Genomic DNA, 10,851 nt, shown 5'->3' on the forward strand with positions numbered 1-10,851 from the left:
CAAATCATTATCGTGATGCAACGCGGCGGTGATGTTCGGTTGCTTGCGCCGCCTCCACAATGCTTACCATGCTTTACTTTTCGTGGATGCGGTTTTGCTCCGACGCGGTTACGCCGGCTCAAATCTTTCGCCATTTGGTTGAGAAAAAAGTCGATCTTTGGAATCGACTTCTCTATAATCTTGCGACCCCACGTTACAACAAAGTTTTTTCCCGAAACTTTAATCGCGCTGGCAATAGCTATTCGAAGGGGTAGGTTTGCTGGACTAGATAGCCGTGTGAACCTCAAAACACTATATTTATGAAGCGTTTGGGTGTTCACCAACGTGTAACTTAAATTGGGTAAGCTTTTAATGAAAACTTTTACAGCTAAACCAGAAACCGTAAAACGCGACTGGTACGTTGTTGATGCGAGCGGTAAAACTCTTGGCCGTCTGGCTACTGAACTGGCTCGTCGTCTGCGCGGTAAGCACAAAGCGGAATACACTCCGCACGTTGATACCGGTGACTACATCATCGTTCTGAACGCAGAAAAAGTTGCTGTAACCGGCAACAAACGTTCTGACAAGATGTACTACCACCACACCGGCCACATCGGTGGTATCAAAGAAGCGACCTTTGAAGAGATGATTGCCCGCCGTCCTGAGCGCGTAATTGAAATCGCGGTTAAAGGCATGCTGCCGAAGGGCCCGCTGGGTCGTGCTATGTACCGTAAACTGAAAGTTTACGCTGGTAACGAGCACAATCACGCGGCACAGCAACCGCAAGTTCTGGACATTTAATCGGGATTACAGGCAATGGCTGAAAATCAATACTACGGCACTGGTCGCCGCAAAAGCTCCGCCGCTCGCGTATTTATCAAACCGGGTAGCGGCAACATCGTCATCAACCAGCGTACTCTGGAACAGTACTTCGGCCGCGAAACTGCTCGCATGGTCGTTCGCCAGCCGCTGGAACTGGTCGACATGGTTGGTAAACTGGATCTGTACATCACCGTTAAAGGTGGTGGTATCTCCGGTCAGGCCGGTGCTATCCGTCATGGTATCACCCGCGCTCTGATGGAATACGACGAATCTCTGCGTTCTGAATTGCGTAAAGCTGGCTTCGTTACTCGTGACGCTCGTCAGGTTGAACGTAAAAAAGTTGGTCTGCGCAAAGCACGTCGTCGTCCGCAGTTCTCCAAACGTTAATTTCTGGCTGCCTGGCAGCGAAATCAACGCAGAAAAACCCGGTGCCTGTCACCGGGTTTTTTTTCGACCTGTATCGTTCATGGAAAAAATCTGCTTTGATTACCGTGGGTTAGTCATGAAAATACGCTTATCCCCCCACAAAACAAACAGAATCTGATACACTATTCGCCGGTTTTGTGCCTGTTCGCCAGCAAGTGATTTTAACAGAACGACGGATGTCGTCCGCTTTCCCCGCGGGGAAGTCCAAACGCGGCAAGGCCAGCAGGATCCTATTCGATCGGTTGTTCGCCGTATTTTTTCGATAACTTGGAGGTTTTCATGGCTGTCGCTGCCAACAAACGTTCGGTGATGACGCTGTTTTCCGGTCCGTCCGACATTTTTAGCCATCAGGTCCGCATCGTACTGGCCGAGAAAGGGGTGAGTGTCGAGATTGAACAGGTGGACATGGATAATCTGCCGCAGGACCTCATCGACCTCAATCCTTACGGTTCCGTACCGACGCTGGTTGACCGTGAGCTGACGTTGTATGAATCACGTATCATCATGGAATACCTGGATGAGCGTTTCCCTCATCCGCCGTTGATGCCGGTCTATCCGGTGGCGCGCGGCAACAGTCGCCTGATGATGCACCGGATTGAGCAGGATTGGTATTCGTTGATGAAAACCGTCCTGAATGGCAATGCACAGGATGCGGAGGCCGCGCGCAAGCAACTTCGTGAAGAGCTGCTGGCTATCGCCCCGGTTTTCAACGAAGCCCCGTATTTCATGAGTGAAGAATTCAGTCTGGTGGATTGCTATCTGGCACCGCTGCTGTGGCGTCTGCCGCTGCTGGGGATTGAATTGAGCGGTTCCGGCGCCAAGGAACTGAAAGGCTACATGACGCGTGTGTTCGAACGCGATGCCTTCCTCGCTTCCCTGACTGAAGCCGAGCGCGAAATCCGGTTGCAATCCAGAGGGTAATGGCATGACGTTGTCTCAGCTCTCTCCGCGCCGCCCGTATTTATTACGGGCCTTTTATGACTGGTTGCTGGACAACCAGCTGACGCCGCATCTGGTGGTGGATGTGACCGTTCCCGGCGTGCAGGTGCCGATGGAGTTTGCCCGCGACGGGCAAATTGTCCTGAATATTGCGCCGCGTGCGGTGGGAAATCTCGAACTGGCTGACGACAGCGTACGTTTCAACGCGCGTTTTGGTGGTGTTCCCCGGCAGGTGTTCGTTCCGATGGCGTCGGTCATGGCGATTTATGCCCGGGAAAATGGCGCGGGCACCATGTTTGAGCCGGAGCCGGCCTACGAAATCGTCGAAGAGTTTGGCGAGCAGCCTCAAACCGAAGATGAGTCCAAACCGACGTTAATATCGGTGGTGGACAACGAATCTTCCTCTTCGCAGAACGAGCAGCCGGATGACGAGCCGCCGCAGCCGCCGCGAGGCGGCAGACCTTCCCTGCGCGTGGTCAAATAATCGCGATTGATAAAAAAGGCACATTACTGTGCCTTTTTTATTGGTTGGAAGAAAAGCAGCAACAGTAACGTACTTTGCTGTTTATCAACGGGTTTATCCATTGTCAGTGTCGTGTTTAATCGAAGGAGAATGTGATGAAAACCAGTCAAGGCCACTGTTTATGCGGTGCGGTAACCATAACGGTCCCTGAGTCATGTACGCACGATGTTTACGTCTGCCATTGCGGTATGTGCCAGAAGTGGGGCGGCGGGCCGTTGATGGCGATTGAATCTCAGCATGATGTGGTGATTGAAGGGAAAGAGCATATCGGTTTTTATCGCTCTTCCGACTGGGCAGAGCGCGCGTTCTGCCGTACATGCGGGACTCATCTGTTTTATCGGTTGTTTGAACCGGAGAACTATTCGCTTTCGGCGGGGCTATTTTCAGACGGACAAAAACGATTGGTTTCGCAAATCTATGTTGATAATAAGCCTGATTATTACGACTTCGCGCAGCAAACCCCAATGATGACCGAACAGGATGTTATTGATTTACATAAAGCGTAATATCCGCTCGATCGCCAGCAAGAAAAAAGCAAAAGGCGGCCTGAGCCGCCTTTGGGATATCCTGAAAGCGATTACACTTCCAGATAGTTCATGATGCCGTCAGCCGCTTTGCGGCCTTCGGCGATCGCCGTGACCACCAGGTCGGAGCCACGCACCGCATCGCCGCCGGCGAAGATTTTCGGGTTTGAGGTCTGGAAAGCGCTGTCGCTCTGCTCCGGCGCGATGATGCGGCCTTGTGCGTCCAGATCTACGCCGTGCTCCGCCAGCCATGCCATCTTGTGCGGACGGAAACCGAACGCCATGATGACAGCATCCGCTTCCAGCACATGCTCAGACCCTTCCACCGCTTCCGGGCGGCGGCGGCCATTGGCATCCGGCGCACCCAGTTCGGTACGAATCACGCGTACGCCGCACACTTTACCCGCGCCGTTGATTTCGATGCTCAGCGGTTGCAGGTTGAAGCGGAATTCCACGCCTTCTTCACGCGCATTTTTCACTTCGCGTTTGGAACCCGGCATGTTCTCTTCATCACGGCGGTAGGCACAGGTCACGTGCGTCGCGCCCTGACGAATCGAGGTGCGCAGGCAGTCCATCGCCGTATCACCGCCGCCCAGTACCACGACGCGCTTGCCCTGCATCGACGTGTAAGGTTCCTGTTCGCCGGTTGCGAAGCCCATCAGCTGCTTGGTGTTGGCAATCAGGAACGGCAGCGCATCGTATACGCCCGGCGCGTCTTCATTTTCCAGCCCGCCGCGCATCGACTGATAGGTGCCGACGCCCAGGAAGACGGCGTCATATTCCGTCAGCAGGTCGCTCAACTGAATGTCTTTGCCGACTTCGGTGTTAAGCTGGAATTCGATACCCATCTCGGTGAAGATTTCGCGGCGTTTGGTCATCACCTCTTTTTCCAGCTTGAAAGCAGGAATACCGAAGGTCAGCAAACCACCGATTTCCGGGTGGCGGTCATAAACCACCGCCTTCACGCCGTTACGGGTCAGCACGTCGGCGCAGGCCAGCCCGGCAGGGCCGGCACCGATAATAGCCACGCGCTTGCCGGTCGGCTGTACCGACGACACGTCCGGACGCCAGCCCATCTCGATCGCTTTATCGTTGATGTAGCGCTCGATGTTGCCGATGGTGACGGCGCCGAATTCGTCGTTCAGGGTGCAAGACCCTTCGCACAGGCGATCCTGCGGGCAAACGCGGCCGCACACTTCCGGCAGGCTATTGGTCTGGTGAGACAGCTCCGCCGCTTCAATGATCCGGCCTTCGTTGGCCAGTTTCAGCCAGTTCGGGATGTAGTTGTGAACCGGACATTTCCATTCGCAGTAAGGGTTGCCGCAGGCCAGGCAGCGATCTGCCTGCGCCTTGGACTGGCTTTCCGAGAACGGCTCGTAAATTTCAACAAACTCGATTTTACGAATCTTCAGCGGTTTCTTGGGCGGATCAACGCGCTGTAAGTCGATAAACTGATAAACATTCTGACTCATGATGACCTCTTACTGCGCCTGTACCCGCAGCTCCGCTGCGGAACGACTACGATGACCCAACAACGCTTTCACATCACTTGATTTCGGCTTTACCAGCGCAAATTTCGATGCCCAGACCGGCCAGTTGGCGAGGATTTCCTCACCGCGTTGCGAGCCGGTGTGCTGGACGTGCTCGGTAATCAGCCCGCGCAGATGCTCTTCATGAATCGCCAGGTTTTCCACATCCAGCACTTCAACCAGTTCCGGGTTGACGCGTTTGCGGAATTCGCCGTCCTCATCCAGAACGTAGGCGAAGCCGCCGGTCATGCCTGCGCCGAAGTTGACGCCGGTACGACCCAGGATGCAGACGATACCGCCGGTCATGTATTCGCAGCCGTTATCGCCGATGCCTTCCACCACGGTGATGGCGCCGGAGTTACGTACCGCGAAACGCTCGCCGGCACGCCCAGCGGCGAACAGCTTACCGCCGGTCGCGCCGTACAGGCAGGTGTTGCCGATGATGCTGGCCTCGTGGCTGCGGAAGGCCGAGCCGACCGGCGGACGTACGGAGATAATGCCGCCAGCCATGCCTTTGCCCACGTAGTCGTTGGCGTCGCCGGTCAGGGTCAGTTCAACGCCGCCGGCGTTCCACACGCCGAAGCTCTGGCCGGCTGTACCGGTGAAATGCGCTTTGATCGGATCGCTCGCCAGCCCCTGATCGCCGTGTTTTTCCGCGATCACGCCGGACAAGGTCGCGCCGACGGAGCGGTCAGTGTTACGGATGTCAAAGTAGAGCGTTTTGCTCTGTCTGGCGTCGACATGCGCCTGAGCCTGCGCGATCAGTTCTTTGTTCAGCAGGCCCTTGTCAAACGACGGGTTACCTTCGGTGCAGTACAGCGCTTTGCCGGGTTGCGGCGTCACGGTGTGCAGCAACGGCGACAGGTCCAGCTTGTTCTGCTTGGCGGTAATACCGTCCAGTTCGACCAGCAGATCGGTGCGGCCGATCAGGTCTACCAGACGGCTGATGCCCAGTTCCGCCATCAGCTCGCGGGTTTCGCGGGCGATGAAGGTGAAGTAGTTCACCACACGCTCCGGCAGACCGTGATAGTGGTCGCGGCGCAGCTTGTCATCCTGCGTCGCCACGCCGGTGGCACAGTTGTTCAGGTGGCAGATACGCAGGTATTTACAACCCAGCGCCACCATCGGTCCGGTGCCGAAGCCAAAGCTTTCCGCTCCCAGAATCGCCGCTTTCACGATGTCCAGACCGGTTTTCAGGCCGCCGTCAACCTGCAGGCGGATTTTGTGACGCAGGCCGTTGGCGACCAGCGCCTGCTGGGTTTCCACCAGACCCAGTTCCCACGGGCAACCGGCGTATTTCACCGAGGACAGCGGGCTGGCGCCGGTGCCGCCGTCGTAACCGGCGATGGTAATCAGGTCGGCATAGGCTTTCGCCACACCGGTAGCGATGGTGCCGACGCCCGGCTCGGAAACCAGCTTGACCGAAATCATCGCCTTCGGGTTGACCTGTTTCAGGTCGAAAATCAGCTGCGCCAGGTCTTCGATCGAATAAATATCATGGTGCGGCGGCGGCGAAATCAGGGTCACGCCCGGTACGGAGTAACGCAGGCGCGCGATGTACGGCGTGACTTTGTCGCCCGGCAACTGGCCGCCTTCACCCGGTTTGGCGCCCTGCGCCACCTTGATTTGGATAACGTCGGCGTTGACCAGATAGGCCGGGGTGACGCCAAAACGACCGGAAGCCACCTGCTTGATACGGGATACTTTATTGGTGCCGTAACGCGCTGGGTCTTCGCCGCCTTCGCCGGAGTTGGAGAAACCACCCAGGCTGTTCATGGCTTCCGCCAGCGACTCATGCGCTTCGGGGCTCAGCGCGCCGATGGACATGGCGGCGGTATCGAAGCGTTTGAACAGTTCAGAATCCGGCTCGACCTGCTCCAGCGGGATAGCCGCGCCTTCCTGCGGCTGTAACGCCAGCAGGTCGCGCAGCATGGACGCCGGGCGCTCGTTCACCAGTTTGGCGTACTGCTGGTAATCGTGGTAGTCGCCGCTGTGCACCGCGGTTTGCAGCGTTTTCACCACATCCGGGTTGTAAGCGTGGTACTCGCCGCCATAGACAAATTTGAGCAAGCCGCCCTGATCGAGCTTCTGACGCTTGAACCAGGCGCGTTTGGACAGATTTTGCAGATCCTGCTCGAAGTCGCTGAAGTTGGCGCCGCCGATGCGGCTCACCACGCCCTGGAAGCAGCGGGACGCCACATCGTTGTGCAGACCGACCGCTTCGAACAGTTTCGAACAGCGGTAGGAGGCGATGGTGGAGATCCCCATCTTGGACATGATCTTGTACAGGCCCTTGTTGATGCCGTTGCGGTAGTTCTGCATCACGGTACGGTACGGCTTGTCGATGGTGTGGTTATCCACCAGACGGGCCAGCGCTTCATAGGCCAGATACGGGTAAATTGCGGTAGCGCCGAAGCCGAGCAGCACGGCGAAATGGTGCGGATCGCGGGCACTGGCGGTTTCAACGATGATGTTGGCATCGCAGCGCAGGCTCTTTTCCACCAGACGAGCCTGAATCGCGCCCACCGCCATCGGCGCCGGCACCGGCAGGCGATCCTGCGCGATGCCGCGGTCGGTCAGTACCAGCAATACTGCTCCGGCGCGCACCTTGTATTCCGCTTCGTCGCACAGTTTTTCAACCGTGTCCTGCAATGAACGCTGTTTCGGATCGAAGGTGATATCGATCTTCTCGGCGCGATAGTGCTCGGGATCCTGATTGATCAACTGAATGAAGTCGGAGTAGAGCAGGATCGGCGATTTGAAGCTCAGACGGTGAGCCTGACCTTCCGCCTCGCAGAAGACGTTCATTTCACGACCGATACAGGTGGCGAGCGACATCACGTGCGCTTCGCGCAGCGGGTCGATCGGCGGGTTGGTTACCTGCGCGAATTGCTGGCGGAAATAATCGTAAATGATGCGCGGACGGCTCGACAGCACGGCGAACGGCGTGTCGTCGCCCATGGAGCCGGTCGCTTCCTGACCGTTTTCCCCCAGCACGCGAATAACCTGATCCAGCTCTTCGTTACTGTAGCCGAACTGCTTCTGGTAGGTTTCCAGCAGCGCGTCGTCAAGCTCCCGGCTACCGACCTGATCGTCCGACAGCTCTTCGAACGGCACCAGACGCTTGACGTTTTTCTCCATCCACTCTTTGTACGGATGGCGGCTTTTCAGGTCATCGTCGGTTTCGGTCGAATGCAGGATACGGCCGGTACGGGTGTCGATCACCATCAGTTCGCCCGGACCGACGCGGCCTTTTTCCACCACTTCGTCAGGCTGGTAATCCCAGATGCCCACTTCGGAGGCGCAGGTGATCAACTTATCTTTGGTGATGACATAGCGCGCCGGACGCAGACCGTTACGGTCGAGGTTACAGGCCGCGTAGCGCCCGTCGGACAGCACCAGACCGGCCGGACCGTCCCACGGCTCCATGTGCATGGAGTTGAAGTCAAAGAAGGCGCGCAGCTCCGGGTCCATATTCGGGTTGTTCTGCCAGGCCGGCGGCACCAGCAGACGCATGGCGCGCACGATGTCCATCCCGCCCGCCAGGAACAGCTCCAGCATATTGTCCAGCGACATGGAGTCTGAACCGCTTTCGTCCACGAACGGCGCGGCGTCCAGCAGATCGGGAATCAGCGGGGTCTTGAATTTGTAGGCGCGGGCGCGGGCCCACTGGCGGTTGCCGGTGATGGTGTTGATTTCGCCGTTGTGCGCCAGATAGCGGAACGGCTGCGCCAGACGCCAGCGCGGCACGGTATTGGTGGAGAAACGCTGGTGGAACAGGCAGATGGCCGATTCCAGACGCAGGTCCGCCAGATCCAGATAGAACCGCGGCAGGTCCGCGGGCATGCACAGACCTTTATAGATATTCACCAGATTGGAGAGGCTGCACACATAGAAATCTTTATCCTGCACGCGCTTCTCGATACGGCGGCGCGCCATGAACAGGCGGCGTTCCATATCACGCGGACGCCAGCCGGCCGGGGCGTTGACAAAAATCTGTTCGATGCGCGGCAGAGAAGAGAGCGCGATCTCACCCAGCACGTCCGGGTTGGTCGGCACTTCGCGCCAGCCGAGTACGGACAGGGTTTCATTCTGCAGTTCTTCTTCGACAATTCGACGGGTGGCCCGAGCCTTTTCTTCATCCCGGCTGAGGAACAGCATGCCGACCGCGTAATTGTTGGCCAGACGCCAGTTGTGTTCTTCGGCGACCAGGCGGAAGAAACGATCGGGTTTCTGAAGTAATAAGCCGCAACCGTCGCCGGTCTTGCCGTCGGCAAGGATCGCGCCACGGTGCTGCATGCGGGCCAGGGCGTGAATCGCCGTCCGCACGACTTTATGGCTCGGTTCACCTTCTATATGGGCGATCAATCCGAAACCACAGTTGTCTCTTTCATGGGATGCATCGTACAACATATCTCAGTGAACCTCCCCAGGCTCTGTATGACTTCCTCATCGCCAATGCCACCACCAGAATGCGGGCGCTTATTAAATGGCGTGTTAACCGCGCGCGACCCCTTCACTGCGCCAATTTGACATCAGTGGTGTGCGCCGCTCTCTTTTATCTGGCCTCTCGTAAGGTCTCACAAGTGGTGTGCTTGCTTGATGAGGGAGTCTTCTTCTTACTGCATAAATATGACGAGACGTTGACTCGTCGGGAAAGCTTCCAGCGGATTCCCAAATTAGCGAGAAACCCTGTTCAGGTCAAATCTCCATAGCGGGTAAGCACTTTAGGGATAATATTTACTTATGTTTATGAAATAAAAGGATTTAATTAATAAAAATAAGACGTTGGCAAGGTGGGGGTATTGGTCTAACTGTGAGCTGTATCACTATGCTAACGGCGGGTTTTTATCGTGGCATGCTGCGATAATGTGACTTGCTGGCATCTTATTCTGTCTGGAGTGAGTTTTTTGCTTTATGACACTGTTTTTCATTTTGCGGTCATCTTTTAATGGAGTGAACCCCGCAGATAAGAAAAATTAATCAGGAAAGATGTGATTTTATTTTCAATAAAAACGAATAAACATGCAGTTATATAAACCGGAGCGTATTGATCGGGGTCATCGCCGTTAATAGGCGTTACAGGTAGGCTGATTTTTTGTGAAATGAAGAATCAGAATATGCAATTGCAAAAATTAATCAATATGTTTGGTGGCGATCTTCAGCGTCGTTATGGAGAAAAAATCCATAAATTGACGCTGCACGGGGGATTTAGCTGTCCGAACCGCGACGGCACGTTGGGACGCGGCGGTTGCACCTTCTGCAATGTGGCGTCGTTCGCCGACGAGCAGATGCAGCAGCGCAGCATCGCCGAGCAACTGGCTGCGCAGGCCGGCAAGGTCAATCGCGCCCGCCGCTATCTGGCCTATTTTCAGGCTTATACCAGCACGTATGCCGAAGTGCAGGTACTGGCGTCCATGTACCGGCAGGCGCTGACGCAGGCCGATATGGTGGGGTTATGCGTGGGCACCCGGCCGGATTGTGTGCCGGATACGGTGCTGGACCTGCTGGCTGACTATCACGAACAAGGCTATGAAGTCTGGCTGGAACTGGGGCTGCAAAGCGCCCATGACCGGACGTTGCGACGCATCAATCGCGGGCATGATTTCTCCTGTTACCGGCAGACCGCACAGCGCGCGCGCGCCAGAGGACTAAACGTGTGCAGCCACCTGATTGTCGGCTTGCCCGGCGAGAGCGACGAGCATTGCCTGTCGACGCTGCAGCAGGTGGTGGAAGCCGGCGTGGACGGCATCAAGCTGCACCCGTTGCACATTGTGACCGGCAGCGTAATGGCGAAAGCCTGGGGAGCCGGTCGGCTACCGGAACTGTCGCTGGCGCGTTATGTGTCGATTGCCGGCGAGATGATTCGCCACACCCCGCCCGGCATTGTCTATCACCGTATTTCCGCCAGCGCCCGGCGGCCGACGCTGCTGGCGCCGCTGTGGTGCGAAAATCGCTGGACCGGCATGGTCGGCGTTCACGACTACCTGCAACAGCATGGCGCGCAAGGTTCCGCGCTGGGGCAGCCGTTTCATTACTCAACAAACTAACCTCCGCAGCGGCTCGCAAATTGACCGCTCATTTACCGCGCACACGATTTTTTTACGGT

Annotated in this window: 8 protein-coding genes; 6 read left to right on the forward strand and 2 right to left on the reverse strand. The window is 56.6% G+C overall.

The genetic code is table 11. The features are described 5' to 3' along the window. Window positions 1-351 precede the first annotated feature (351 nt). The 5 genes from rplM (at window position 352) to DXXMK7_RS01715 (ending at window position 3,195) form a co-directional block, all read left to right on the forward strand. On the forward strand, window positions 352-780 hold the full coding sequence (rplM, locus tag DXXMK7_RS01695; protein WP_012883052.1) for a 50S ribosomal protein L13: 429 nt from the start codon (window positions 352-354) through the stop codon (window positions 778-780). 15 nt (window positions 781-795) lie between these two features. Next, window positions 796-1,188, forward strand: coding sequence for a 30S ribosomal protein S9 (rpsI, locus tag DXXMK7_RS01700; protein WP_013316025.1), 393 nt, complete (start codon window positions 796-798; stop codon window positions 1,186-1,188). A gap of 318 nt (window positions 1,189-1,506) precedes the next feature. Continuing rightward, the gene (gene sspA, locus DXXMK7_RS01705; protein ID WP_024104257.1) at window positions 1,507-2,148 is read left to right on the forward strand and encodes a stringent starvation protein SspA; all 642 of its coding nucleotides are present in this window, start codon (window positions 1,507-1,509) and stop codon (window positions 2,146-2,148) included. Between the two features lie 4 nt (window positions 2,149-2,152). Continuing rightward, window positions 2,153-2,650, forward strand: a complete 498-nt coding sequence (gene sspB / locus DXXMK7_RS01710) for a ClpXP protease specificity-enhancing factor (RefSeq protein ID WP_038663115.1) — start codon at window positions 2,153-2,155, stop codon at window positions 2,648-2,650. Window positions 2,651-2,784: 134 nt separating this feature from the next. Further along, window positions 2,785-3,195 carry a GFA family protein gene (locus tag DXXMK7_RS01715; RefSeq protein ID WP_038917569.1) on the forward strand — a complete coding sequence of 137 codons (411 nt, stop codon included), beginning with the start codon at window positions 2,785-2,787 and terminating at the stop codon, window positions 3,193-3,195. Between the two features lie 71 nt (window positions 3,196-3,266). On the opposite strand, the gene DXXMK7_RS01720 is transcribed toward DXXMK7_RS01715, so the two are convergent. Both DXXMK7_RS01720 and gltB read right to left on the reverse strand, forming a co-directional pair. Continuing rightward, window positions 3,267-4,685, reverse strand: coding sequence for a glutamate synthase small subunit (locus DXXMK7_RS01720; RefSeq protein WP_038917570.1), 1,419 nt, complete (start codon window positions 4,683-4,685; stop codon window positions 3,267-3,269). 9 nt (window positions 4,686-4,694) lie between these two features. Continuing rightward, window positions 4,695-9,155, reverse strand: coding sequence for a glutamate synthase large subunit (gltB, locus tag DXXMK7_RS01725; RefSeq protein ID WP_038917571.1), 4,461 nt, complete (start codon window positions 9,153-9,155; stop codon window positions 4,695-4,697). 707 nt (window positions 9,156-9,862) lie between these two features. Here gltB and DXXMK7_RS01730 point away from each other — a divergent pair. Then, a complete protein-coding gene (locus DXXMK7_RS01730) occupies window positions 9,863-10,792 on the forward strand; it encodes a TIGR01212 family radical SAM protein (protein ID WP_038920769.1) in 930 nt (309 codons plus the stop codon). The last annotated feature ends 59 nt before the right edge of the window (window positions 10,793-10,851 follow it).

Origin of the sequence: Dickeya sp. MK7, assembly GCF_000406305.1 — a bacterium.
GTDB lineage: Bacteria > Pseudomonadota > Gammaproteobacteria > Enterobacterales > Enterobacteriaceae > Dickeya > Dickeya fangzhongdai.